24 protein-coding genes are annotated in these 25,678 nt (G+C 64.0%); 12 read left to right on the forward strand and 12 right to left on the reverse strand.

Annotation, left to right across the window (positions count from 1 at the left end):
- Positions 1-128: 128 nt before the first annotated feature.
- Positions 129-848, forward strand: coding sequence for a uracil-DNA glycosylase (locus Pcatena_RS07170; protein ID WP_126422959.1), 720 nt, complete (start codon positions 129-131; stop codon positions 846-848).
- A gap of 65 nt (positions 849-913) precedes the next feature.
- On the opposite strand, the gene Pcatena_RS07175 is transcribed toward Pcatena_RS07170, so the two are convergent.
- The gene (locus Pcatena_RS07175; protein WP_126422961.1) at positions 914-2,527 is read right to left on the reverse strand and encodes a peptide chain release factor 3; all 1,614 of its coding nucleotides are present in this window, start codon (positions 2,525-2,527) and stop codon (positions 914-916) included.
- 215 nt (positions 2,528-2,742) lie between these two features.
- Between Pcatena_RS07175 and Pcatena_RS07180 the strand changes: the two genes are divergently transcribed.
- The 3 genes from Pcatena_RS07180 to Pcatena_RS07190 all read left to right on the forward strand — a co-directional run bounded on the left by Pcatena_RS07180 (position 2,743) and on the right by Pcatena_RS07190 (position 4,726).
- A complete protein-coding gene (locus Pcatena_RS07180) occupies positions 2,743-3,123 on the forward strand; it encodes a GntR family transcriptional regulator (RefSeq protein ID WP_126422963.1) in 381 nt (126 codons plus the stop codon).
- A gap of 62 nt (positions 3,124-3,185) precedes the next feature.
- On the forward strand, positions 3,186-4,028 hold the full coding sequence (locus Pcatena_RS07185; RefSeq protein WP_232619846.1) for an ABC transporter ATP-binding protein: 843 nt from the start codon (positions 3,186-3,188) through the stop codon (positions 4,026-4,028).
- A complete protein-coding gene (locus Pcatena_RS07190; protein ID WP_126422967.1) occupies positions 4,025-4,726 on the forward strand; it encodes an ABC-2 transporter permease in 702 nt (233 codons plus the stop codon). The genes Pcatena_RS07185 and Pcatena_RS07190 overlap by 4 nt, the downstream gene beginning before the upstream one ends.
- 157 nt (positions 4,727-4,883) lie before the next feature.
- Here the strand turns inward: Pcatena_RS07190 and Pcatena_RS07195 are convergent, their stop codons facing one another.
- The 4 genes from Pcatena_RS07195 to Pcatena_RS07210 all read right to left on the reverse strand — a co-directional run bounded on the left by Pcatena_RS07195 (position 4,884) and on the right by Pcatena_RS07210 (position 8,385).
- Positions 4,884-5,525: a hypothetical protein gene (locus Pcatena_RS07195; RefSeq protein ID WP_126422969.1), complete on the reverse strand. Its 642-nt coding sequence runs from the start codon at positions 5,523-5,525 to the stop codon at positions 4,884-4,886.
- Between the two features lie 90 nt (positions 5,526-5,615).
- Positions 5,616-6,236: a hypothetical protein gene (locus Pcatena_RS07200; protein ID WP_126422971.1), complete on the reverse strand. Its 621-nt coding sequence runs from the start codon at positions 6,234-6,236 to the stop codon at positions 5,616-5,618.
- A complete protein-coding gene (locus Pcatena_RS07205) occupies positions 6,217-7,698 on the reverse strand; it encodes a VirD4-like conjugal transfer protein, CD1115 family (RefSeq protein ID WP_126422973.1) in 1,482 nt (493 codons plus the stop codon). The genes Pcatena_RS07200 and Pcatena_RS07205 overlap by 20 nt, the downstream gene beginning before the upstream one ends.
- Before the next feature lie 93 nt (positions 7,699-7,791).
- Complete coding sequence (locus tag Pcatena_RS07210; protein WP_172596411.1) at positions 7,792-8,385, reverse strand: ClpP family protease; 594 nt, start codon at positions 8,383-8,385, stop codon at positions 7,792-7,794.
- Between the two features lie 345 nt (positions 8,386-8,730).
- Here Pcatena_RS07210 and Pcatena_RS07215 point away from each other — a divergent pair, with 345 nt between their 5' ends.
- A complete protein-coding gene (locus tag Pcatena_RS07215; protein ID WP_126422977.1) occupies positions 8,731-9,213 on the forward strand; it encodes a pyridoxamine 5'-phosphate oxidase family protein in 483 nt (160 codons plus the stop codon).
- Between the two features lie 113 nt (positions 9,214-9,326).
- Here the strand turns inward: Pcatena_RS07215 and Pcatena_RS07220 are convergent, their stop codons facing one another.
- A complete protein-coding gene (locus Pcatena_RS07220; protein WP_172596412.1) occupies positions 9,327-10,262 on the reverse strand; it encodes a type I phosphomannose isomerase catalytic subunit in 936 nt (311 codons plus the stop codon).
- A gap of 484 nt (positions 10,263-10,746) precedes the next feature.
- On the opposite strand from Pcatena_RS07220, the gene Pcatena_RS07225 reads away from it, so the two are divergent.
- Entirely contained in the window at positions 10,747-10,977 is a 231-nt protein-coding gene (locus Pcatena_RS07225) for a hypothetical protein (protein WP_126422981.1), read from the forward strand.
- Between the two features lie 13 nt (positions 10,978-10,990).
- The gene (locus tag Pcatena_RS07230; RefSeq protein WP_126422983.1) at positions 10,991-12,148 is read left to right on the forward strand and encodes a DUF389 domain-containing protein; all 1,158 of its coding nucleotides are present in this window, start codon (positions 10,991-10,993) and stop codon (positions 12,146-12,148) included.
- Positions 12,149-12,195: 47 nt separating this feature from the next.
- Here the strand turns inward: Pcatena_RS07230 and Pcatena_RS07235 are convergent, their stop codons facing one another.
- The 3 genes from Pcatena_RS07235 to Pcatena_RS07250 all read right to left on the reverse strand — a co-directional run bounded on the left by Pcatena_RS07235 (position 12,196) and on the right by Pcatena_RS07250 (position 14,174).
- The gene (locus Pcatena_RS07235; RefSeq protein ID WP_126422985.1) at positions 12,196-12,927 is read right to left on the reverse strand and encodes an SAM-dependent methyltransferase; all 732 of its coding nucleotides are present in this window, start codon (positions 12,925-12,927) and stop codon (positions 12,196-12,198) included.
- Between the two features lie 3 nt (positions 12,928-12,930).
- Positions 12,931-13,335, reverse strand: coding sequence for a MerR family transcriptional regulator (locus Pcatena_RS07240; protein ID WP_126422987.1), 405 nt, complete (start codon positions 13,333-13,335; stop codon positions 12,931-12,933).
- A gap of 182 nt (positions 13,336-13,517) precedes the next feature.
- Positions 13,518-14,174 (reverse strand): alpha/beta hydrolase, encoded by a 657-nt coding sequence (locus tag Pcatena_RS07250; protein ID WP_126422991.1) that lies wholly within the window; start codon positions 14,172-14,174, stop codon positions 13,518-13,520.
- A 99-nt stretch (positions 14,175-14,273) separates the two neighbouring features.
- On the opposite strand from Pcatena_RS07250, the gene Pcatena_RS08150 reads away from it, so the two are divergent.
- Entirely contained in the window at positions 14,274-14,411 is a 138-nt protein-coding gene (locus Pcatena_RS08150; protein WP_172596413.1) for a hypothetical protein, read from the forward strand.
- A gap of 31 nt (positions 14,412-14,442) precedes the next feature.
- Here the strand turns inward: Pcatena_RS08150 and Pcatena_RS07255 are convergent, their stop codons facing one another.
- Both Pcatena_RS07255 and Pcatena_RS07260 read right to left on the reverse strand, forming a co-directional pair.
- The gene (locus tag Pcatena_RS07255) at positions 14,443-15,381 is read right to left on the reverse strand and encodes a tRNA dihydrouridine synthase (protein WP_126422993.1); all 939 of its coding nucleotides are present in this window, start codon (positions 15,379-15,381) and stop codon (positions 14,443-14,445) included.
- Between the two features lie 45 nt (positions 15,382-15,426).
- Complete coding sequence (locus Pcatena_RS07260; protein ID WP_126422995.1) at positions 15,427-17,031, reverse strand: SHIRT domain-containing protein; 1,605 nt, start codon at positions 17,029-17,031, stop codon at positions 15,427-15,429.
- Between the two features lie 244 nt (positions 17,032-17,275).
- Here Pcatena_RS07260 and Pcatena_RS07265 point away from each other — a divergent pair, with 244 nt between their 5' ends.
- From Pcatena_RS07265 to Pcatena_RS07280, 4 genes are all read left to right on the forward strand, one after another.
- Positions 17,276-18,544 carry an MFS transporter gene (locus Pcatena_RS07265; RefSeq protein ID WP_126422997.1) on the forward strand — a complete coding sequence of 423 codons (1,269 nt, stop codon included), beginning with the start codon at positions 17,276-17,278 and terminating at the stop codon, positions 18,542-18,544.
- 283 nt (positions 18,545-18,827) lie between these two features.
- A complete protein-coding gene (locus tag Pcatena_RS07270) occupies positions 18,828-20,825 on the forward strand; it encodes a DNA gyrase/topoisomerase IV subunit B (protein ID WP_126423000.1) in 1,998 nt (665 codons plus the stop codon).
- Between the two features lie 75 nt (positions 20,826-20,900).
- The gene (locus Pcatena_RS07275; protein ID WP_126423002.1) at positions 20,901-23,141 is read left to right on the forward strand and encodes a DNA gyrase subunit A; all 2,241 of its coding nucleotides are present in this window, start codon (positions 20,901-20,903) and stop codon (positions 23,139-23,141) included.
- Between the two features lie 36 nt (positions 23,142-23,177).
- Positions 23,178-24,293 (forward strand): PBSX family phage terminase large subunit, encoded by a 1,116-nt coding sequence (locus Pcatena_RS07280; protein ID WP_126423004.1) that lies wholly within the window; start codon positions 23,178-23,180, stop codon positions 24,291-24,293.
- Here the strand turns inward: Pcatena_RS07280 and Pcatena_RS07285 are convergent.
- On the reverse strand, positions 24,182-24,898 hold the full coding sequence (locus Pcatena_RS07285; RefSeq protein ID WP_232619847.1) for an AbiH family protein: 717 nt from the start codon (positions 24,896-24,898) through the stop codon (positions 24,182-24,184). The genes Pcatena_RS07280 and Pcatena_RS07285 overlap by 112 nt on opposite strands.
- Between the last annotated feature and the right edge of the window lie 780 nt (positions 24,899-25,678).

Here is a 25,678-nt window from a genome sequence, read left to right on the forward strand (position 1 = left end):
AAGCCGCCCCGTGCCCGCGGGGCCCTGCGCCCCACGACACACCTCTTGTACCCATCGCATGTGTGCCGGCCGTGGATGCGAAGGCGACCCCCTTTCGCTATGCTCGACCATTGGCGAAGGGAGGCCCCATGACCATAGAGAACGAGAACGTCCGCGCTTGGCTCGGCGATGCGCCCGCACAGGTGCGCGAGACATGCAACCAGCTGCTCGCCGAGGTAGAGGCCATGCGCACCGAGCAGACGATCTACCCGCCGCAGGACGACATCCTGAACGCGCTTGCCTGGACGGGGCCGGCAGACGTTCGCGTCGTTATCCTCGGGCAAGACCCCTACCATGGGCCGGGGCAGGCCATGGGACTGTCGTTCTCGGTCCATGCGGGGTGCAAGCTGCCGCCGAGCCTGCGAAACATCTACAAGGAGCTCGTGGCGGACCTTGGGTGCGACATGCCCGCCACGGGAGACCTCAGCAACTGGGCGCGCCAGGGCGTGCTGCTGCTCAACACGACGCTCACCGTGCGCGAGCACGCCGCCAACTCACACGCCAAGCTGGGATGGAGGAAGGTCACGGACTACGTGGTGCAGCGCTGCTGCGAGCTGCCGCAGCCCGTGGTGTTTCTCGCCTGGGGCGCGCACGCCATCAGGCTCGTGGGCGATGCCATGGCGGCCGCGGGTGCCAACGTGCCCGGTTCCAACAAGTTCTGCCTTGCCTCGACACACCCCTCGCCGCTCTCGGCCACGCGCGCTGCCAAGGACGTATGCGCGTTCATGGGCTCGCAGCCCTTCTCGCGCGCCAATAGGCTGCTGGTAGACGCCGGTGCCGAGCCCATCGACTGGGCACGCGTAGGATAGACGGACACAAACCAGAGGCATCAGCGGGGCCGACCATGAGACAAGGGGACTGTCCCCTTGTCTCATTAGAACGTGACGTTGCCAAACTCAGAGAGCTTGAGCCCCTCGTTGTGCTCCACGGCAAAGTTGAGGTTCCACTCGCTCGTGAACAGCAGCAGCTTGCCGCCACGCATGTCCTCCACGCGCATCGTGTCGCGCGTGAGCGAGAGGGCGCGCACGGCCTTCTCGTCCATGTCGCCCTCAATCCAGCGAATCTCGGAGAACGGCAGGGGCTGGCGGTAGACCTCGACGTGGTACTCGCTCTTGAGGCGCTGCTCGAGCACCTCGAACTGCAGCACGCCCACGACGCCCACCACGACGCTCTCCATGCCGGCGCCCAGCTCTCGGAAGATCTGGATGGCGCCCTCCTGGGCCAGCTCCTCCATGCCCTTCACGAACTGCTTGCGCTTGAGCGTGTCAACCTGCGAGATGCGCGCAAAGTGCTCGGGCGCGAACGTGGGGATGCCCGCGAAGCGCACGTGCTCCTTGCCGGCGCACACCGTGTCGCCGATGGAGAAGATGCCCGGGTCGAACAGGCCCACGATGTCGCCGGCGTAGGCCTCGTCCACGATGGCGCGGTCGTCGGCCATCATCGAGGTGCCGGTCGCGAGCTTGAGATTGCGCTCGCCCTGCACGTGGTAGGCCGTCATGCCGCGCTCGAACTTGCCCGAGCAGATGCGCACGAACGCGATGCGGTCGCGATGGTTCTTGTCCATGTTGGCCTGGATCTTGAACACGAAGCCGCTGAAGTCATCGCGCGTGGGCTCCACAGGCTCGCCGGAGATGACGTCCGTGTAGGGACGCGGTGTGGGCGCGAGGCGCAGGAACTCCTTGAGGAACGGCTCCACGCCAAAGTTCGTGAGCGCCGAGCCAAAGAACGCCGGGGAAAGCTTGCCGCAGGCAACGGCATCGAGGTCAAGCTCATCGCCGGCACCATCGAGCAGCTCGATGTCATCCATGAGGTTCTTGTGGTTCTCCTCGCCGATGAGCTCGTCCATGGCGGGGTCGCCCAGCTCGGCCTCGATCTCTGCCACCTTCTTGGAGGCGTTGGCGTGGCCGTCGCCCTCGAAGGCGAGCACGCGACGCGTCTGGCGGTCGAACACGCCGCGGAAGTTGCGGCCACTGCCGATGGGCCAGTTCATGGGGTAGGTGTTGATGCCCAGGACGTTCTCGATCTCCTCCATGAGCTCGAAGGGATCGCGCGCGTCGTGGTCGAGCTTGTTCACGAACGTAAAGATGGGGATGTGGCGCAGCGTGCAGACCTTGAAGAGCTTCTTGGTCTGGGCCTCGACGCCCTTGGCGCCGTCGATGACCATGACCGCGGCGTCGGCAGCCATGAGCGTGCGGTACGTGTCCTCGGAGAAGTCCTGGTGGCCGGGGGTGTCGAGAATGTTGACGCAGGCCCCGTCGTAGGTGAACTGCAGCACCGAGGAGGTCACGGAGATGCCGCGCTCCTTCTCGATGTCCATCCAGTCTGACTTGGCGTGCTTGGAGCTGCTCTTGCCCTTGACCGAGCCGGCCGTCTGGATGCTGCCGGTGTAGAGGAGGAGCTTCTCGGTGAGGGTGGTCTTGCCGGCGTCAGGGTGCGAGATGATCGCGAACGTCCTGCGCGACGAGATTTCATCCGACAGGCTTGCCATGCGGACCCTTTCTTGCATTGAGTGCATTACGTCGTTGTAACCGCACTATTGTAGCCGCGAAATCCCGCCCTAGGGCGCCTATCAGGACAAATTCATCAGTTGGGGCCTGCGTAGCCGGCTCAATCGGCATTTACCTCTTGCATAACTGTGCATAGTGTATATATACTGTGCTTACCGGTTATATACACGTGTAGCCCAACAGCTAAAGAGCCGCTGTGGACATCATCCTATCCAATTCGAGCGACAAGCCCATCTACGAGCAGATAACCTCGCAAGTCAAAGCTCAGATTTTATCGGGCACGCTCGCTGCGGGAGCCAAACTCCCCAGCATCCGTGCACTCGCGAGCGATCTTGGCGTGAGCGTCATCACCACCAAGCGCGCCTACGCCGACCTGGAGCAGCTCGGGTTTATCTGCACCGTGCAGGGCAAGGGCTGTTTTGTCGCCGAGGGCAACCAAGAGCTTTTGCGCGAAAGCCAGCTCTGCCATATCGAAGAGCTGCTTACGCAGGCGGCAGAACAAGCCGAAGCTCTGGGCGTCACGCGCGACAAACTGCACGAGATGCTCGACCTGGTAGCCCCCGAAACCATGCAGTAGCCATCTGCAAGAAAGGCTATACCATGCAAAACTTGTTAGAACTCAAAGGTGTCTCACGCCGCGTGAGCGACCGTTTTTCGCTGCGTGATGTTACGCTCGCCGTGGAGCCCGGCCAGATTGTTGGCTTTGTGGGCGCTAACGGTGCCGGCAAGACAACGACCATTCGCGCCGCGCTCGGGCTTATCAAGCTCGACGCCGGCGAGGTGCGCCTGTTTGGACAGCGCTGTGGCGCAGACGCGCCCGATGAGACACAGCGCTGCCTGCGCTCCCGCGTCGGTCTCGTCCTGGACACATGCCCCTTCCCTTCAACGCTCAAGGTGGGCCAGATCGAGCCACTCGTAGGCCCGGCGTACCCCACGTGGGACCGCAAAACGTTCGCCGGATTCATCGACCGATTTGGCCTCGATTCCAAGACAAAGGTCAAGGACCTCTCCCGCGGCATGGGTATGAAGCTGCAGCTCGCCTGCGCGCTCAGCCACAATGCCAAGCTGCTCGTTTTGGACGAAGCCACCGCGGGCCTCGATCCCATGGCACGCGAGGAACTGCTCGATGAGCTGCTCGCCTTTGTCGCCGACGGCCAGCGCAGCGTGCTGCTCTCGAGCCACATTACGTCTGATCTCGATCGTGCTGCCGACCGCGTCATCTGCATCGATAACGGCTCGATTGTGTTTGACCTGCCACGCGAGGACATTACCGACCGCGCCGGCATCGCCCACTGCACCCAGGCACAGGCCGCCGAGCTCATGGCTTGCGTCGAAGGCACCCGCGCCGCCCGCCACGCCTACAGCGTGGACGTGCTCGTGCCCAACCACCGCGAAGTGCTCGAGGCCTTCCCCGAGATTCCCTGCGATCGGGCAACCATTGATGACTATCTTCGCTTCATGCTGAAAGGGGCTTTGAAATGAAACGCACCATTATGTCCGAGCTTGCCATCGTTCGCACGCTCGTCCCGAGCATCGCAGGTGTCGGCCTGTTCATCTTCGTCGTGCTGACCGCCGTCAGGGCATCGAATGGTGATTCCGATATGAGCGCCGCCGGCGCCTTCGCGATCAGTGCCATGTCGCCTATCATGGCCATGACGTCGCTGGCCGGGCTCGACAACCAAAACGGATGGGAGCGCTATCGGGCAACGCTGCCCATCTCACGCAAAGACATCGTCAGCGCACGCTACCTGTGCATCACTATTTTCTCGGTCATCATGACGTGCGCGGCCGTGCTGTTGAGTATCGTCGCCATCCCGATCTTAAACAGCGTGGGTATCCCCTCCACGGGAGAGACCGTCTTTGAGACCGCAATCGCCTCAGCAATATCGATGCTTTTCTCCCTCATGGCGGTGTTTTTGGTACTGCCTCTGTTCTTTCGATTTGAACACATGAAGGCACAACGCCTATCCGTTGGTCTGTACGCCCTATACATGTGCCTTATCATGGGTACGCTAAACTCATTCATCCCCATCAGCAACCAGTTCATGTCGATTGCAGGGACGAATCCCGATCTTGCCGTCCTCGGTTGCCTGTGTGGTGCCGTCGCGCTGGCAACGGTCGTCCTTGGCGTTGTCAGCTGTGCCATCAGCACCAAGGTCTACCGGGCACGCAACCTATAGGCAAGCGCGGTATCATCGGACATGCGCCATAGATCTGGCGTACACCAAGCTCGCCCGCTAGCCAAAATGAGACAAAGGGACAGTCCCTTTGTCTCATCGCCGAGCAGCTTGCCGAGGCGTGCGACGGCGCGGCAGTTGGCGAAGGGGCTGCCCCTCGTCAGCTCCTGGCGTGGACGAGGTAGCCGCCAACGCTGTAGTGGTCGGCCTCGTCGTCTGCGGGATAACCCTCGCCACCAACGGCACCAAGGTAGCCGCCCTCGGCCTTGTTGCCATCCTCATCGACCACCAGCGCGTACCAGTGGCCATACTCGTGCGCGGGCTTGCGCAGCTGGCAGGCGAGCGTCAGCTTGGGCTCGCCCTCCTTGCGGAAGAACGCGCCGCCATCGCGGACCTTCGCAAGCAGCTCGCCATCGAGCCAGAAGCAGATGAACGGCGTCTCATAGGCATCCGCGAGCGCATCGGCGCGGCTGTTGTAGACGTAGCAGAACAGGGCGCGATCGCGCGAGCGCGCAAGCAGGTCCACCTCGCTGGCCTTGAGCTTGAACTCGACCGTTGCAAAGGCGCCAGGGCGACCGTTTACCTCGCACACGCTCGTGACGGCCGTCTTCACCTGGAAGTAAAACGTCTCGGCGGCGATCTCGGGGTTGGCGAGGCGCTCCTTTAGGTTGAGCGACACCACGTCGATGCCCATGTCCGCCGGCGGGCGCAGGGCGTCCAGGCCGTTGCGATACAGCGAGCTCATGAGCTGGTACTCGCCGGTGTAGCCGGTGTAGAGCAGGTCAAAGAAGTCTTGGGCCATGGTTCCTCCCGTAGGTCTTGGATGATTGTTCAAACCATACCGCAGACGCACGTGACAAGAGACCCGTCCCCTTGTCACGCCCCGCCACACCTAGTGCTTCCACTCGGCAAAGTAGGGGCCAAGGGTGCCGGCCGCGGTGCGGACGAGTGTGCCCGCGCGCTCGAGCACAACCGCACGCAGCTCGTCGTCGCCCAGCACCGTCTGGACGATGAGGGCCTTCGCAAGCTCGGCCTCGCTCGCGGTGGGCTCTCCCTCCCACAGGTCGCAGACCCTGCTCGTGTTCTCGAGCGCCCAGTTGTACTCCCGCACGGGGCACTGGTTGAGCGTGCCCTGCGGGTTATGCTTGATCTCCCACACAAAGGTGCAGGCGGGGTTCTCGATGCGGGAGCGGGAGGAGGGGCCGGTCGCACCCGTGCCCCAGTCTCCGTTCGTACGCGCCTGATACTCGGCATGGCTCGGTAGCACACGAGCGAGCTCGCCCGTTATGGCGAGAAGCTCGTCCGCGTGGCCACGCAGCAGGGGCGATGCCCCAAACGCCTCGCGGCGGATGCGTTCGCGCTCCTCGCTGGGCAACCCGCGGCGCGCCTCCCGCCCGCTCCTCTCCCTCGCCCGCTCGAGGCGGTCGGCAAGGGAGACGCGCTGCGGGCTCGCAACAGCCTCGCCCGGCTGGTGGCCCATCTCGGCCACGCCCTTACGCAGCGTCTGCGGCATGGGCGACCTCCCAGTTCTGCTCGAAGGTGGCCTCGGGGCCCTGGCAGCGGCCGACAAGGTCGCAGTCGGCGCACAGAATGACGTTGCCGAAGCGGTCGTCGCAGGACCGGGCAAAGTCGGGCTCCTCAAACGGCCAGAGCTCGTCGGGATTGGCCATCCCCATGCGCTCACAGGCAAGGCACGCCTCGTAGCTGGGGTGATTCTCGAGCGCGTAGGCCGGCTCGCACACGCCGCGCTTGCCGCGCTCGAAGTACCACCAGCTGCCGGCGGGCGTCTCGAGCAGGCTGCTCGGCGTCTTGTTGGCGCGCAGCGAGAAGTAGCGGGCCGTGGCTTCGTCCTGGAATCCCAGCACGAGCTGGCGGTCGCAGTTGCCAATGATAGAGTTGGCCTCGGCCTCGCCGTAGCGGGCCTCGAGCTGGCTCACCGTCTGGCAGATGGCGGTGCAGCTGATCTCGCGGCTGCGCACCACCGACAGGATGCGGTCGAAGCCCGGCAGCGACAGATTCGCGAAGTCGTCGAGCATGAAACGCACGGGCACGGGGAGGCGGCCGCCCTCGCACTCGGTGTCGGCAAAGTCGCACAGGACCGAGAAGGCCTGGCGCACGAACAGGCTCGTGAGCGGGGCGAGGCTGTCGTCGAGGTCGTCCATCTTCACGAAGACGGCGCACTTCGACGCGCCTAGCACGCGGAAGTTGAGCTGGGCGGGGTTGCTAAACGACGCCATGGCGCCCTCGAACGAGAGCGGCAGGAGGTTTGCCGCGATGATGCCCATGATGCTCGCGTGCATCTTCTCGGCACGCGCCGTGATCCTGGCGCGGCGGTAGAGCGAGACGGCGTAGGAGTCGGGGTCCTGCAGGCGCAGGTCACGGAAGAGCTCCTCGGCGTCGCCGGCGCAGGCGCACTCGAACACCTTCACGACCGAGGCCATGTTCCACTCGCGGTCGGGCAGGGCCTCGAAGACGTAGGCGATGTAGCTCGCGAGGTAGTTGGCGGCAGCAACGCCCCAGAAGGGGTCGTTGCCCATGTCGTCCTTGGAGCAGATGGTGCTCGCAATGGCGATGATGTCCTGCGCGAGGGGCTTGCCGCCCCTCCAGCGCACGGCATTGAGGGGGTCATAGCCGATGGTGCCCTCCATCGTGGTGAAGTCGATGACCTCGACCTCGTAGCCCTGGCTCTGCAGGCAGGGGCCCATCTCGGCCGCAAGGCGGCCCTTCGAGTCGAGCACGACGTAGGAGCCGCGCGCCTCGAGCAGGTTGGGCTTGAGGTGGTTGCGGGTCTTGCCGCCGCCCGAGCAGCCCAGGACGAGCACGTTGTTGTTGAGGCCCGTCTCCCAAGAGTCGAGGGGCGAGGTGCGGCCCTCGGTGAGGATGAGCTCGCCGGCATAGGCGGAGCGGTCGGCCTTCTCGGCGGCCGTGGCCTCGGGGGCCGGGTCGAAGAGGCTCTCGGTGTTGGCGTTAATCATGGTGGTTCTCGCTTTCTGCGCAGTGCTTGCGCGATGGTGTGCGGCAAGCCTGCCGCGTGGAATGTTCTTGCTGGTAGAGGCGTTGTCGGTTCGCTAGAGGGTGGTGATGATGCGGTCGGCGAGCCCGGCGTCGACGGCAGCCTGGGCCTCGAAGTAGGTGTCGCTCGCCGTGAGCTCGAAGACGCGCTCGAGCGGCATGCCGCTGTGGCGCGAGATGACCTCGGCCGTGATGTCGCGAATGCGCATCAGGTCGTCGGCACGGGCCTTGACCGAAAGCGCGCTGCCGCCGATGCCGCCGCCGATGAGCGGGTCGTGAATCATCACGCGACCGTGGGGCAGGATCTGGCGCTCGTCTCCGGCAATGAAGATGAGCGCGCCCATGCTCGCCGCCATGCCCAGGCAGACGGTATGGACGGGACAGGACGCGGCCTGCATCGTGTCGTAGAGGGCAAGGCCGCTCTGAACCTCGCCGCCGGGGCTGTTGACGTAGAGCGTGATGGGGGCCTTGGAATCCTGTCGCTGCAGGTAGATGAGACCGCGGATGATCCCGGCACACGACTCGGCGTCGACGGCGCCCGTGAGCTCGAGCTCGCGGTTGGCGAGCATCTCGTCGCGGATGTCGAAGCGGTTGATGCCCTCGGCGCTCTCGCGCATGATCTGTGGGGTGTAGTAGAACTCGGTAGCCATGACGGTTCCTTTCGTTGGCTGGGACGAATGGGTATGCGGCATGAGGTCGACGGCGCACGATGCCTATGTGGCATCGCGGTATGCGTCATCGGCTCGCGCCATCTATGCGATTGGGTTCCTTAGGTTGTAGGGACGCGCCAACTCCAGATGCCGACTTGCACCGTCGGGGCACGCCCAGCTCCCTCAACTCCATGCGCCGACTTGCGCCCTCGGGAGGGAGATAATGTGACTGCACTGTAGCACGCCACCAGCGCGGTGTGCAACGAAAATTTGCCCACAATCGGACATTAAACCAACCAATGGGACAATACCCCCGTAGGTTATTGTCCCAACTTGGAGAAGACCATGACGGAGTTTAGGCCCCTGCGCAGGAAGAGTCGCGCCATCTCGGACGACGAGGCCCGCGAGCTGCTGCTCAACGAGAAGCGCGGCGTGCTCGCCGTAAACGGCGACAACGGCTACCCCTTTGCCATCCCGCTCGATTACCTCTATGAGCCGACCGAGAACCGCATCTACTTTCACGGCGCGAGGCAAGGCCACAAGGTCGATGCGCTCACCAAGAGCGACAAGGTCTGCTTCACCGTCTTTGGCGGCGACTTCCACAAGGATGGCGAGTGGGCGCCCTACGTGCGCAGCACGGTTGTCTTTGGCCGCTGCCGCCTCGAGAGCGACCCCACCCTCACGCTCGAGAAGATCCGCGCCCTCGCGCTGAGGTACTACCCCAGCGCGGAGGAGGTCGAGGCCGAGATTGCGCGCGACATCAGGGGCACGCAGCTCTACGTCATCGAGATCGAGCACCTCACCGGCAAGCAGATCAAGGAGAAGTAGCAAAACGCCGCCTCGTCCAAATTACGCATCCAGAAGCCTTGGAATGCGTAAAACGGACGAGGCGGCGAATCAATCAGGCTACGAGCGCCCGGATGCAATGCAAGCGCACAGGCCTAGTGCCTCATGCGGCTCGAGATGATGCGGCACGGACCGGTCACGGTGTAGGCACCGGCACTCGCGGGAACAAGACATGACTCCGTGAAGCCCAGGTGAATGCTGCCCTCGGCAGAGGTCACGTCACACTCGCCCGCGGCGCACGTGAGCACACGGTACTCGTCACCCGTCACGTCGTCCCAGTTCTCGGGAACGTCCATGATGTCGATGACGAACAGGTCGTCGTCGGCGGTACCGCGAACGGTGCGGGCAGGCGCCGTCGGGTCGAACTTGCCCAGGTGGATGGGGTCGGGCTTAGGCGCCACGTCGAGCACGTCGAAGCCCTTCTCCACGTGGAGCTCGCGGCCGCGGCCCCAGTCGCACAGGCGATAGGTCGTAAAGCCTAGCGTGCCGATCTCCACGGCAAAGATTCCGGCGCCATAGGCGTGCAGCGTGCCCGACGGCACGACGATGAAGTCCCCCTCGGTCACGGGTACGCGGCGGCCGTACTTGTCACCGATCGTGTCGTCTGCCGCGGCGGCGCGCAGGGCGTCCACGTCATCTGTGAGCGAGCCGGCGATGAGCGTAGAGCCCGGGTCTGCCTCGAAGACGTACCAGGCCTCGGCCTTCTCGTGGTCATCCTCGTGCTCGCGGGCGTAGGCCTCGTTGGGGTGCACCTGGACCGAGACCGTCTCGCGTGCGTCGAGCATGAGCGTCTGCGTCACGCCGTCATCGTCCGAGGTGCCGATGACCTCCTCGTGATGGTCTCGGATAAGCTCGTCGAGCGGGGTGCCATCGTAGGGACCACCCTTGACCGACGTCACCATGCCGCGATGCGCGGAGACGTCGAAGCCCTCGCCGTAGAGCTCGTTGCCCGCAAGGCCACGCGTCTTGTTGATGCGGTCGCCCGACCAGATGGGTGCGATGTAGTTGGTGTTGAAGAGAAGCGGACCCATGAGTGCCTCCTGTGCTGGGGTTTGGCGACGCTCTGCGCGCCTGGTCTCCGTCAGTATAAGTCCATACATACAAGGTAATTATCTCAATGCATATGTAACATATCGATACCTCGGCGAGCGGCACGAGGCCTAGAAGAGCAAGGGTTCGTCCATACGAACCCCTCGACGAGCTGGCCCACGACGAGGCTCTTCCAGACGTTTCCCACGTCGACCTTCGTGATCGTCGTGGCGGCATGGGCGCTTGTCGGCAACGCCAGACAGAGCGCCATCGCGGCAGCAACGCAGGCGAACGCGACGCGCAGTCGCCCCGCCCAGCTCATCCGATGACCCATGCGAGACCTCCTTCCCAAGAGATGAATCGACATCATCACCTTGGGACACCTCGTGGCCCCACGCAGCTTCGTATGTGCGCACCCATGCCCTGAGCAGCAAAAACATGCGCGCGGTATAATCGCTGCCCAAACCGCAAGACCAGGAGGCAGCCATGTTCAGGCCCATGCGACGCACAAAGAGGGCCATCAGCGACGAGAACGCCAAGCGCCTGCTCGAGCAGGGCCGTCGCGCGGTGCTGGCCGTCAACGGAGACGACGGCTACCCCTGCGCGAGCGCCGCCGTGTTCGGCGCGCGCCTGGGCAGCGCGCACGACAACTGGACCGAGCAGCTCACGAACACCGCCAGCCAGGCATGCCTGCTCGCGGCGTCGCCGCTGGCGTAGGGGCGAGACCCGCATGGAACTCAATAAGCAGCAGCTCAGACGCGTGCGCGACCGTCACCATCGCCGCCACGGCATCAAGCCGGCGGCCGCTCGCGTCGCGCGCGACGCCCGGCGGTTCCTCGCACGCTCGTTCAACGTTCGAGAGGGCCGCGCGCCCTACCACGTCATACGCAAGCGCTTCGTGAGCGGCGCCCAGCTCAACGGCACGCACCTGTGCATCCTCATCGTGGCCATGACCATCGCCTGCATCGGCCTCGACACGAACTCCGACATCGCCATCGTGGGAGCCATGCTCATCTGCCCACTCATGGGCTCGGTGCTGGCCGTGGCATACGGCGTCGCCACGCTCGACCGACGCCTCACCGAGCAGGCGCTCGCCGGACTGCTCCTCCAGATGGCCTTCTGCCTCGTGACCTCGACGATCTACTTCCGCCTCTCCCCCATCGCCTCCACGACAGCGGCCATCACGGACAACTCCACGCCCACCGTCTGGGATCTCGCAATCGCGCTCGCCGGTGGCTTCGCAGGCGGCCTCGGCAACACGCGCGACCAGGAGCCGGCCACGCTTATCTCGGGCGTCGCGGTGGCAACGGCGCTCATGCCACCGCTGTGCGCCGCGGGCTACGGCATTGCCGCGGCAAGCCTGCCGCTGTTCCTCTCGGCGCTCTATGAGTTTGGCATCAACGTCGTGTTCATCGCGCTCGCCGCAGAGGGCGTGCTGCTTGCGCTGCGCGTGCCGCTCAAGCGCGACCTCAACGACGACGGCATCGTCACGGACGAGGAGAGCCGCCTCGCCGACGAGCTCTCGCGCAAGGTGCGCAGGCGCGTCATTGCGGGGACCATCGTCTTTGCGATTCCCTGCATGCTGTTCACGGCGGGCTCGATCGGCTCCGCCTCGCAAGGCGTGCAGGACGGTTACGGCGTTGTCCAGACGACGCGCGAGCTTGCGGCCGTGCTGCCGGGGCTTGAGGACTACTCGGTTGGCTCGGAGGTCTCCGCGAACATGACGGGCGGCGCCACGGATGGCGGCGCGGGGTCTGCCACGCGCGAGGTCGTCGCACGCGTGTCCACGCAGCGCGAGCTCAGCGACGCCGAGAAGGAGACGGCCCGCAGACTCATCCGCCTCAACGTGCCCGAGCTCACCCGCGTGGAGTTCTCCTCGGCGTCATAGCGCGCCGGGGCCGGGCCCCTCGGGCGCGGCCCCTACGAATCCAACGGCTACAGCCGCTTGACGCCCACCACGCGAAGCGCGTTGCCGTCGACGCAGAACGACACGTCAAGGCCGGCGTAGGCCAGGTGATAGACGCGCTCGGGCTCATGCTTGCTGCCGGCGCGGCGCGGGTCCTGTCGCAGCACCTCGACGAGGCCATCCGCCTTCTCGGCGGGCACCAGCGCGAGAAGCGCCTCCGGAAAGTCCACCGCAAGCTCGTGCCAGGGCGCACGCTCGATCCAGCCGCCCGTGGCATCCGTATGGCAGTCCGCGAACGGGATGTAGGGCTTGATGTCGAGGATGGGCGTGCCATCGCGAAGGTCGGCGCCCAGCACGTGGATCACGGGACCGTCCTCGCGAAGCTCAACGCGCTCGAGGCGCACGCACGTGAGGCCAATCGGGTTTGGCCTGAACGGGCTGCGCGTCGCGAACACGCCCACGCGCTCGGCCCCGCCCAGGCGAGGAGGGCGCACCGTGGGCCGCCAGCCGCGGCTCGCGACACCCGCAGTGGCACCCGCGGAGTCTGCCGCCACGTCTGACGCCGCACCACCGGCCAGGCCGTTCTCGAACTGCCAGATGAGCCACAGGTGCGAGAACTCCTCAAGTCCGGCGACGGCCGCGGCACTTGCGAACTCGGGTTCAAAGCGAATCTCGCCGTGCAGGTGCGGCGCGAGCGACCCGTTGCGTGGGATGCCGAACTTCTGCGGCAGGTCCGTGCGGATGCGCGCGATGGGCCCCATCGGCTACTCGCCGTCCTTCGGCAGCAGGTTGCCGTAGTACTCCGTGCGCCCGGCGAGGACGTTGTCGTAGAAGCCCTGCTTCCGGTCGATGTAGTCGATACTCGCCTGCACCTCGGCCAGGCGCTCCACGAGCTTCTCGCGCTTCTCGGCCAAGAAGGCCTTGCGCGCGGGGATGGAGCTCTCGCCCTCGAGGCACATGTCCAGGTACTCGCGCATCTCCTCGATGGACAGGCCGCAGCGCTTGAGGCACCCCAGGCCGCGCAGCCACTCCACGTCTCGCTCGTCAAAGACGCGGCGGTTGTTCTTGTCGCGCTTGACGTTGGGGACAAGCCCCTGGTTGCAGTAGAACTTCAGCGTCTGGTAGGTCATGCCCAGCTCGCGGCAGGCCTGCATCATCGTGTACGTCATGCGGAGAAGCCCTTCCCTCCCCTTCTTGCGTTTTTACCGATACGACTTCCTCCGCCGGCACGAGGGCATGCGCACGCTGTTGCTCGAGCTTGGCGTGGGCGGCAACACGCCCGGCATCATCAAGTACCCGTTCTGGCAGATGTGCGCGAGAAACCCGCATGCCACCTGCGCCCGCGCCCCGCTCACGCGCGCAGCAGCCAGGCAATGCCGCGAGCGGTACGCGCATCTGGCTCGCAGAAGTGGTTGCCGGGGTTGAGCTCGAGCGTCGTCTCCACCCCGCGCTCGCGAAGCAGCGCCTCGAAACCACGCGTTGCGTCAAGCACCCCGCGCATCATGCGGTTGGGCGTCTTATGCTCCCTCTTGCCCAGGGAGAGGTAGGCAACATCGGGACTCGCCGCCAGGGGTCGCCCTGTGCACCAATCGAGAAGCCCGGGGAACCACAGCGAGCCCGAGACGCTCGCCACGCGCGAGAAGGCCGGCGTCTCCCACAGCGACCACAGCGCAAAGAGCCCCGCAAGCGAGTACCCCGCGATGCCGCGCCAGGCCACGGGCCAGGGCAATCCATCCTCTACCTGCGGAATCACCTCGCTAAGGAGCTTCTCGAGATGCTCGCGCGCGCCTCCCGCAAACGGCTCATCGCTGCGCGTCGTGGCCTCGCACCCCCAGGGGCTGAGATCGCGGTTCCAGTCCAGGCCGCCCACCGCCACGAGCGCGAACGGCGGGCATCCGGCCTCCTGGCACGCCTCCCACACCGGCGCGCCATCCCCCTGGAACACGTTGAGGTAGACAACCGGGAGCGGACCCTCCGCCCGCTCAGGCTTCCACACGCTCACATCCATGGCCGCTCCCCGTTCCTCTCGTCCTTTCGTAGGCCCCAGCCGCCTTCCGTTCGTCTATAAAAGAGTCTACGAGACGTTCCTGCGGGGAGGGGCCCAACCATGACAGTCACACGCAAGGCGTTCATCGCCGGGGCCGCCGGCGGCATCGCAAGCCTGTTCCTCCCCTCGCTGCCGGACGCGCCGGACACCGGCGACGAGGGCCTGCTCGATCGCCTCGCCCGCACCCTAGGCATGTGAGTGGTGGAACAGGGGCAGCCCCCTGTTCCACTCACGCCCCCGCCAGGCGCTCGTCCTCAAAGACGCGGGCGGCGGCGGTCCTGTACTCATCAAGTCTCTTGCCCTTGCGCACGTGGCGCCACACCGCCACGGGATCGACGAAGGAGCCCTTGGCGTAGGACCACCACTCCTTCATGCGAAACACCGCGTTGCCGCCCATCTCCGCAGCGTAGGCCTCCAGCAACCCGTCATGGAACGCGCGCAGCTCGTCCAGGGAAAGCGGCGCTCCCGCGCGCAGCTCGCGAGGCAGCGCGGGATTGGCCAGCACGCCACGGCCCAGCATCACGTGGCGCGTCTCGGGCCAGGCCGCAAGGAGCGCGTCGTAGTCCGCCGGCGCAAAGACGTCGCCGTTGTATGCCACGGGAAACGGCGCCCGCTCGAGCGTCTTTCCGTAGAGCTTGCGGCGCGGCGAGCCGTCGTACTGGTCTGCCCGCACGCGTGGATGCACAATGAGCTCGGCCAACGGCAGGCCGCAGTAGATGTCGAGCAGGCGCTCGTACTCCTCGTCATGCTCGAGCCCCAGGCGCGTCTTGACCGAGACGGGCAGCGGCGAGCGCTCGCACACGTCTGCGAGGAACGCCTCGAGCTCCTCGGGCCGCGCGAGAAAGCCGGCTCCCTTGCCCTTGGCGACCACGGTGCCAGACGGGCAGCCCAGGTTCAGGTTGACCTCGGCATATCCCATGCCCGCAAGCAGCCCCGCAGCCCACACGAACTCGTCGGCGTCCTTCGTCAACAGCTGCGGGACCACGTCAAGGCCCTCGTTGGCCACGGGGTCGAGCTCGCGGACGGCCTTGCCCTTGAACGCGCAGCCCACACGCGGCGGAGCGATAAACGGCGTGTAGTAGCGGTCGAGCGCACCAAAGCAGTCCGCGTGGACGCGACGGAACACGTGGCCCGTTATCCCCTCCATCGGGGCAAGGGACAAGATCATCGGCTTTCCTCTCGTTGTGGAATGGGAGACGACCCCCGCTCCACGTTACTCCCGGATGGCCGCCGCGGCGATCAGGGATGTGGCACCAGCAGCAATCAGCGCGAGAAGCGCACCGGGGCCAAACGCGTCGGAGGTCTGGGGGAGCTGCGCGCCTTCCGAGCTCGCTCCGTCCGCCTTGCCGGCAGGATTGGCGCCAGCCGTCGCTCCGCCGTCGCCGGGCTGTGCGGGCGTCGGCTTTCTCGTGAACTTCCAGGCGCCCGAGAAGTGCACGTTGCCCTCCTCGTCGGCGTTGTCCATGCTCGCCTCGGCGGTAGTGCGGTCATAGCCCACGAAGGTCCACGTGCCGTCAGCCGTCTCCACGCTCGTCTGCGACGGGGCGAGTGCGCTGATCTCGCTGCCGCGCGAATAGGGTTTGCTATCCGCGGGGAGCAACGCCAGCACCTCGTCGGGCAGCTGCTGGCCCGGCGTGGCGCTCTGGAACTCGTACTTGGCATGGAACTCGGAAAGAGACCCGCTGCCTGCCGCAATCAGACAGACTTCGTCCCCAGAGCCGATGTTGGCATAGTCGGGATACTTCCGACGCTTCTCCTTCGACTGGTCAAAGTAGCGAGAAGTTTCGTCGTCGACATACCAACCGTCGATCCTCTCGTTGGTCACGTCGTCCGGCTTGCTGCCAAGGTAGCGCTCACCCATGCTTTCGGCAGGAGACAGCCGTGCCGGAGTATTAGCAAGATAGACGTCCGATGCCGCGCCATTAGCGACGTTATTGCAGAGCTTCGCATTGTTCACGACCACTGCTCCGTCGTTTCCCACCGCAGCGAGTCCGCCGCCACATATCGTGGCCGTGTTGCCGGTGATGGAGCCTCCACCAATCTTCATCTCGGCGGAGTTGTCGGAGAGCATGACACCGCCACCCACGTCAGCACGATTGCCCGAGATGGTGCCGCCATTCATGGTGAAGAACGATCCATACGCTACGAACACGCCGCCGCCGAAGCTTTGAAAAGTCTGGTCAGGATCCGAAGGAGGAGCTATCGCGTAACAATCCGTGATTTCGCCGCCATCCATAACGAACGTGCCGCCGTAGGCCACCCCGACGCCTCCGCCGTAGCAAACGGATCCGCCGTTTATGCCACAGTGCCTGATGGTGCCACCATGCATGTGGAACGTGCCGCCATAGACAGTGACGCCGCCGCCGTAGTAGTTGTTGCCCTCGCGGCCGGCGAGCGTGACGCCCGCGTACATGTCGCAGGTGCCCTCAACGTAAAGCAGGCCCGGGACGTCGTTGTTCTGCTCGTCCGAACCCTTGATGGTCAGGGTGTCGCTGCCGTCCGCAGCGCCCAGGCTCAGGTGCGAGCCCTTCATGACTTGAAGGGAGCCGTACGTGCCAATCGTCAGCGTGTGCCCACAGCCCAGGATGGTGACCGGGCACGGCCCGGACACGCTGGCTTCCGACTCGATATCGGCCGCAAGCTTGATGACGTAATCTCCGTCCGCTTTCTCGTTGATGTCAGCAACGGCGTTCTTGAACTCCTTGCTATTGCCCACCTCGTAGACGTTAGATTCCGTGGCAAACGCCAACGTGGGTGCCGCAAACACGCAAGATACGAGCATCGTCATAAGGGCAAGCGCCCTGCCAAACGTCTTCACTAAAACCTACTTTCAAACGTGACCACAACCGTAGACAGAGCATCGAGCTCCCCGTGCGAACAAAAACGACGCTCGCGCTGCATCAAAGGTTCGTTGCAACTAAATTTGTCAGTTTATTAAATTCTTGTTGCCCGGTCCACAGCAATTCAGACTAGCTACACCGCTCAACAGCGCCACTACTCCCCCACGCACTTATAGTGAACGAGACGCCATATCCACCCGAACAGGCTCGAAGGCAGGCCCCATGACCCCAGCGCAAAAGAAGATAGTCGTTACGCTCGGGTTTTGCGGGCTCGTCTCCGCCGCAGACAACTGGTTTGTCTCTCCTGCGCTCCCGGCGATCGCCCAGACGCTCGCCATCGCCCCGGCAACCGCAACGGTCATCCTCACCGCATACCTCACGCCTTACGGGCTGCTGCAGCCCGTATGTGGCGCCATTGGCGATGCCGTTGGACGCGTGCGTCTCCTTTGCATCATCGTCGCGGGCCTTGCCGTGAGCACCGTGCTTTGCGCCGCAGCGCCCACGCTCGAAGCGCTCGTCGTGGCGCGAATCGTCACTGGCTGCTTCGCCGCGGGAATCATCAGCGTAAATCAGTCTCTCGTTGGCAGCGTCGTGAGCGAGGAGGACCGACAGGGCGCCGTAGGTCTGCTCATGGGCGTCACGTTTACCGGCCAGGGTCTTTCGGCGGGCCTCGGCGGGTTCATCTGCGACCTTGTGGGGTGGCGCGCGGCATTTATCTGCTTTGGCGTACTCGGCGCAGCTGCCTGGCTCGGCGTCAGGCGCCTGAGGTACCTCGACGAGATGGACGGCGCGGGTACCGTCGACGCGGCAGGCGCCGGCGTGAGTGCCATCGACGCGGCAGGCGCCGGCGTAAGCGCCGCAGGCGTGGGCGTGGTCGGCTCAGCTGAACGTGAGCCCTTCAGGCCCGCGGCGTTTCTCCGCCACGCGGCGCAAATCCTCTTTGGACCCGGACGCGCCATCTATTTCGTTGCCTTCACGACCGGCATCATCTTCCTCGGGGTGTACGGATTCATGGGCACCTTCCTGGCCGAGAGGTGCGGCCTCTCCTCTACCCAGGCGGGCCTGCTCATGATGTTCTACGGCCTCGCCTGTCTCGCCGGCGGCAGCATTTCCGGCCGCATCGGCGAAGCTCGGGGCCAGCGTGGCGTTATCGCCGTGGGCGAGACCTCGGGCGTCATCGCAACGGCCCTGCTAGTGGCGTCGACAATCACGGGCTCGTGGATGCCCGCGCTCCCCGCCGCGGCGTGCCTCGGCCTGGGCTACATACTGGTACAGCCCACGCTCGTCTCGTTCTCCATGGATATCGACCCCTCGCACACGGGCCTCTGCACCGGGCTCATCGGCCTGGGAGTGTTCGCGGGAGGCGGCATTGGCAGCAGCCTCGGCGGCATTGCCATTGCCGGCGGCGGCTACCTTGCGCTCTGGACAATCGCCGGTGTGGCGCTTATCGCCCAGGCGATCGCCGGCGCGAGGTTCCTGCCGCGGAAATAAGGCGAGGTACCAGCGACGGAGCAGCGCGAACGACAAGGTGTCGCAATCGGCGCCAGCCCCTTCGGCCCGCGCCCGAGTTCGAACGATTGTTCGATGGATTTCGTGTCAGAAGGGCCAGCCGGCGCGCTGGGCTATGTTAAGTTGCTTATCTAAACCAAATTACCCGGCCCCAAACACACGAAGACGCAGTGGCAGGCGCATCGCGCCGCGGCGCTGGGGTCGCAACCGATACGCACGCCCGATGAGACCCGGGCGCTGGCAAGGGAGCACCGAGAGAGCGAGCATGGCAAAGAGCACCGCAAACTATGGCAACGACAGCATCCGTCAGCTCAAGGACGAGGAGCGCGTCCGCCTGCGTCCCGCCGTCATCTTTGGCTCTGACGGCCTCGACGGCTGCGCGCACGCCGCCTTCGAGATCCTCTCCAACTCGGTCGACGAGGCTCGTCAGGGCTTTGGCAAGCTGATCACGCTCACCGCCTTCGCCGACAAGTCCATCCAGGTCGAGGACAACGGCCGCGGCTGCCCGCTGGACTGGAACCCCTCCGAGAAGCGCTTCAACTGGGAGCTCGTCTTCTGCGAGCTCTATGCCGGCGGCAAGTACGACAACAACGAGGGCGGCGACTACGACTTCTCGCTGGGCACCAACGGCCTGGGCTCATGCGCCACCCAGTACGCCTCGGAGTACATGGATGTCACCGTCTGGCGCGACGGCAACAAATACTCGCTGCACTTCAAGAAGGGCAAGGTTGTAGGCTCCAAGAAGAAGGCCCTTGAGGTCGAGCCCACCGATGAGCAGCGCACCGGCACCACCATCAGGTGGCGTCCGGACCTCGAGGTCTTCACCTCGATCGACATCCCCCACGAGTGGTACCGCGAGACCATGCGCCGACAGGCCGTGGTCAACGCCAACATCACGTTCCGCCTGCGCATCGAGGCCGAGGACGGCACCTTCACCGAGGAGGACTTCTGCTACCCCAAGGGCATCGAGGACTACGTGCTCGAGAAGGTCGGCGCCAACTACCTCACCGAGCCCTTCTTCATCGAGGCGGACCGCAGTGGCCGTGACCGCGAGGACCTGCCAGACTACAACGTTAAGATCACGGCGTGCCTGTGCTTCTCGCGCACCTTCCAGATGCAGGAGTACTACCACAACTCCTCGTGGCTTGAGAACGGCGGCTCGCCCGAGAAGGCGGCCCGCAGCGCCCTGACCAGCGCCCTTGACGCCTACATCAAGAGCCAGGGCAAGTACAACAAGAACGAGAGCTCAATCAAGTGGCAGGACGTCCAGGATTGCCTGGTGCTCGTGACCAACTGCTTCTCCACCCAGACCTCCTATGAGAACCAGACCAAGAAGGCCATCAACAACCGCTTCATCCAGCAGGCCATGACGGCCTTCTTCAAGGAGCGCCTCTCCACCTACCTGATCGAGAACAAGGACGCCGCCGGCAAGATCGTGGACCAGGTGCTCATCAACAAGCGCTCCCGCGAGAACGCCGAGAAGACCCGCCAGAGCATCAAGACCAACCTGCAGCAGAAGACCGACATGGCCAACCGCGTGCAGAAGTTCATCGACTGCCGCTCCAAGGACAAGACCCGCCGCGAGGTCTACATCGTGGAGGGCGACTCGGCGGCGGGCGCCATTCGCACGTCTCGCGACGCCGAGTTCCAGGGAGTCATGCCCGTCCGAGGCAAGATCTTGAACTGTCTCAAGGAGGACTACCCGCGCATCTTCAAGTCCGACATCATCATGGACCTCATGCGCGTGCTGGGCTGCGGCGTGGAGATCAAGGACAAGCGCATCAAGAACCTCGGCTCCTTTGACCTGGACAACCTCAACTGGAACAAGGTCATCATCTGCACGGATGCAGACGTCGACGGCTACCACATCCGCACGCTCGTCCTCACCATGCTCTACCGCCTCGTGCCCACGCTCATCGAGAAGGGCTACGTCTACATCGCAGAGTCGCCGCTCTATGAGATCAACTGCAAGGAGAAGACCTACTTCGCCTACACGGAGCTCGAGAAGAACGACGTCCTCAAGCAGATCGGCAACCAGAAGTGCTCCATCAACCGCTCCAAGGGTCTTGGCGAGAACGATCCGGACATGATGTGGCTCACCACCATGAACCCGGAGACGCGCCGCCTCATCAAGGTGGAGCCCGAGGACATTGCCAAGATGGAGACCATGTTCAACCTGCTGCTGGGCAACGACGACGAGGGACGCAAGCAACACGTCGCCGAGCATGGCAAGGAGTACCTGGACCAGCTCGACCTGCAGTAGCGCACGCTGCTGTCGCCAGCGCAACGCACGTGGCAGCGCACCAAACGAATTCGAGAAACGTCACAAGAGGGAACCGTGGCAAAGAAGAAGACAAAGGCACAGCCCAAGAAGAAGCAGGTCAACGCCGAGAACGTCATTGGCCTGCACTCCGAGGTAACCGAACAGCCCATCACGCAGACGCTCGAGTCCAACTACATGCCCTACGCCATGAGCGTCAACGTCTCGCGCGCGTTCCCGGAGATCGACGGCTTCAAGCCCTCGCACCGCAAGCTGCTCTACACCATGTACAAGATGGGCCTGCTCAAGGGCGAGCGCCAGAAGAGCGCCAACATCGTGGGCCAGACCATGAAGCTCAACCCCCACGGCGACGCCGCCATCTACGAGACGATGGTGCGCCTCGCCACGGGCAACGAGGCCCTGCTCACGCCCTTCGTTGAGTCCAAGGGCAACTTTGGCAAGTACTACTCGGGAGACCTGAGCTACGCGGCCTCCCGTTACACCGAGGCCAAGCTCGCCCCCATCAGCGCAGAGATATTCAAGGACATCGACAAGGACCCGGTGGACTTCGTTGACAGCTACGACGGCGCCATGAAGGAGCCACGCCTGCTGCCCACGTCGTTCCCCAACATCCTCGTCTCCGCCAACAAGGGCATCGGCGTGGCCATGGCCTCCGACATCTGCGGCTTCAACCTCAACGAGGTCTGCACCGCCACCATGCACTACCTCGAGGACCCCGAGTGCGACCTTCTCGAGTACATGCCCATGCCCGACTTCTCCACCGGAGGAGAGATCATCTACCGCCGCGACGAGATGGAGAAGATCGTCGAGACGGGCCTTGGCAGCTTCCAGATTCGCTCGCGCTGGCGCTGGATCCCCGAGGAGCGCATCATCGAGGTGTACGAGATTCCCTACACCACGAAGACCGACGTCATCATCGAGCGCATCGTGAAGCTCTCCAAGGAGGGCAAGGTTCGCGAAATCTCTGACATCCGCGACGAGACGGACCTCTCGGGCCTGCGCATCGCCATCGACGTCAAGCGTGGCGTTGACCCCGAGAAGCTCATGGCCAAGCTGTTCAAGACCACCACGCTGCAGGACTCGTTCTCCTGCAACTTCAACGTGCTGGTTGACGGCTACCCGCGCGTCATGGGCGTGCGTCAGATCCTGCACGAGTGGGTTGCGTGGCGCATGGACTCCACGCGCCGTCGCATGAACTTCGACCTCGCCAAGAAGTCCGAGCGTCTGCACCTGCTGCACGGCCTCGAGGCGATCCTGCTCGACATCGACAAGGCCATCGCAATCATCCGCAACACCAAGCTCGAGGCGGAGGTCGTGCCCAACCTCATGAAGGGCTTCGGCATCGACGAGACGCAGGCCGAGTTCGTTGCCGAAATCAAGCTGCGCAATATCAACGAGGAGTACATCCTCAACCGCACCAAGGACATCGAGAAGCTCGAAGGCGAGATCGCCGAGCTCGAGGGCATCCTGTCGAGCGAGGACAAGATCAAGCAGGTCATCAGCGACGAGCTGGCCGCAGTCAACAAGAAGTACGTGACGCCGCGCAAGACCGGCCGCGTTGACCCGGCCGATGTCATTGAGGTGAACCTGGAGCCCGAGGTCGAGGAGTACCCCGTCACGATCATGCTCTCGCGCGACGGCTACCTCAAGAAGATGACCGACCGCGTGCTCAAGAAGGCCAGCTCGCTCAAATACAAGGACGGCGACAAGCCCTTCATCGAGTTCCCGTCCTCCAACACGCACGAGCTGCTCGTGTTCACCGACAAGAGCCAGGTGTACAAGTGCAAGGTCGCCGCGTTCGAGGACACCAAGTCCGCCCAGCTCGGCTCCTACCTGCCGACCGACCTCGAGATGGAGCCGGACGAGAACGTCATCTGGGCGATCGATCCCGAGGACTACAAGGCAGACGTGCTGTTCGCCTTCGAGAATGGCCGCGTCGTCCGCGTGGCGCTGGCGGGATACGTGACCAAGACCAACCGCAAGCGCCTCAAGAACGCCATCTACGGCGGGTCCAAGCTGCTGTTCGCCCAAGTGCTCAAGGAGGACCGCGACCTCGCGCTCGTCTCGAACGACGGCCGCCTCATGAACTTCAATACGTCGCTGCTCAAGACCAAGACGACCACCAACACCCAGGGCGTCCAGGCCTTCACGGCCAAGAAGGGCCGCATCGTCACCGCCGTCGGTGCGATCGAGGACTTCCTGGGAGGAGACGTCTGGACAGAGAAGTTCTGCGCCCAGGCCCTCCCCTGCGCTGGTGCCCTCATGAAGGAAAGCGACATGCCGAGCCTGTTCGACTAGCACGACCGGCTGAAACCGCGGAAGTCGAACCGCCACATGAACAGGGGTACGTCCCCTGTTCACCGCCCGAAGTTCGGGCGCGGCTACGCCGCCGTGGTGTGGTTCGAGGAGCTAGACCAGTTCGACGGGATCGACACGGTCCGCTCGATACTGAACTCGCTCAGGCGCAGCGGGGACGACTTCTGGATCTTCTATACCTACAACCCTCCGCGGACGCTGTGGAGCTGGGCGAACCACGAGGAGCTGGAGCGCGAGCGACGCTCGGACACGCTGGTCGGGCGCTCGAGCTACCCGGACGTGGTGGGGACGCACCCGGAGTGGCTGGGCGCGCCCTTCGTGGAGGAGGCCGAGTACCTGCGGGACGTGGACGAGCGCGCGTGGCGGAGCGAGTATTTGGGCGAGCTGACGGGGCCCGGCGGGTCCGTGTTCGACAACGTGGCGGAACGGCAGCTCACCGACGCGCAATGCAGTGGCTTCTCTCACACGCGAAACGGCGTGGACTGGGGATGGTTCCCGGACCCATGGCGCTTCGTGCGGTGCGGGTGGGTGCCCGGGGAGCGGCGGATGTTCCTGTTCCAGGAGCTGTCTGCCAACAGGAAGACGCCGGCCGAGACCGGGGCCATGGTGGCCGAGGCACTGACGTACGCGGACGAGCCCGGCGGGGACCCCTGCCAGCACGACGAGCTGATATGGGCGGACGACACGCCGGGCGGCAAGCAGTCGATGGCGGTGTGGCGTCGCGAGCTGGGGCTGAGGGTGCGTCCCGCCCGGAAGAGTAACATGAGGAGGCTCTCGTACGAGTGGCTGGCGGGGATGCGCGAGATCGTGATAGACCCGGTGCGGTGCCCGCTCGCCTACGAGGAGTTCAGGCTGAAGGAGTTCGAGCGCGACCGCGACGGCACGTGGGTGGACGAGATACCGGACGGGAACGACCACAGCATCGATGCCGTGCGCTACGCCGTGATGGATGACGTGCTGAGGGGGCGTAGAGGATTGTCTGGTGCTCTTTTTCATCATGCGGGCAATAAGAAACAGCTGAGCTATTTTCTCCTCATCGTGTCAGAAAGCTCTTTGACGGCGAGGCGCCCCTCTATGAGCAGCTTGTGTATGAGGTTTTTCCCATGGTCCTTGTTGTCGAGGGTCCTGCCATAGGCATCCAGCAGCTTGATCACCTGGCTCATTGTCTCAACCCTAACCTCCTCGGAAGTCTTGTCGCCGTGCCTCCGGTAGAAGAAGATCAGCTGCGTCCGTCCCTCATATAGGTGTACGGAGTCGAATATTGCCTGAAAGTAGGAGTAGTCGGCGGAACCAAGGGAGTGCCCGTAGAACTTTATGAGCGCCGTCCCGTAGTCTTGGTAGCCGATGGGGGATGCTGCGTGCACGAGCGAGCGGGTGTCGGACACGTCGAGGGACAGCAGGCGGTAGGTCTTGGTGAAGGGCGTCACTGTGGGGTCGTTCATTCGTCCCGTACCGTCTATGCCGAACACGATCTCGCCGCCGAGCCTTCCGTGGATGTTGATGTAGCTCGTCTCATGCTCTTCGGTACGTAGGCCCTCGATGGGGTGCGTGTAGTTGAAGCTGAGTACGCTCTCCTCGATGTCGTAGTTCTTTTCGCTCGGGCGACCCTGGATGATGAGCTCGCACATGAGCCTGCGCGCGTTTTCACGGTAATCGGGCTGGTCTTTCTCTGCCTGCGCGAGATAGGCGGAAAACTCTTTCTCAAGACATTTGAGGTCGTGGCGGGTGAGTTCCAGCAACTTCTCCTTGTTCCACTGTCTGGCCTTCTGCGAAGAGCCTTCACTAAGGTACGAGGCAGCCTTGTACGAAATGCTCTTTGAATCGAAGGTGCTCTTCTTGCCCCTCGAAATGTCTCGAAGTACGTCTACGGTCTCGTCAAGAGACGACTTCCAGAGCTCGGAGTTGGTATCCCCCCCCAGCCCTTCGGTACCACCCAGCGCGCTATCGCGCCCTCGACGTCAGCCCAATGATCGCCATCCATAGATCCGAGGATGACGTCCCATAGGTTCCTCTTAATGCCTAGTGGATTGGACTCGCTATTCCCTTCTTGCTCGAGGACCCTATTCCGGGCACTGATAAAGCTCGTAAAGCTCGACTTTAGCTTGCATTCGAGATCGAAGCCGTTACCGATGACCACGAGCTGGTGCCAGGAGGGACGCATATCTGGCATACGCGGCTGTATGTCTGAGAGATATTGGTAGCTCGGAGTGAAGTTGAGCTTATGAAGGTTGAAGCCGGGGATATCCAAGTGCTTTCCTTCTCTAAGCAGGGGTCGATGGTGCTGTTGCGAAGGTCGATTGTCTGCATCACCTGCTTTACGTTTTTATTTTAGCGTGCGGATGATACATCCGCCAAACGATGCGAGCAGCGTGGCAGATGGACTCGCGGGGTTACTTTACGACTACGGGGACACCGACGGGTTCGGACGGGTCTAACAGGTGCACCGCAGGACCATCGTGCCGGCGATGCCGGATCCCCCATCGAGCACGCGACGGGCGGTGGTGCGTGAGAAGGTTCTT

It is taken from the genome of Parolsenella catena (assembly GCF_003966955.1).
In the GTDB taxonomy this organism is placed as follows: domain Bacteria; phylum Actinomycetota; class Coriobacteriia; order Coriobacteriales; family Atopobiaceae; genus Parolsenella; species Parolsenella catena.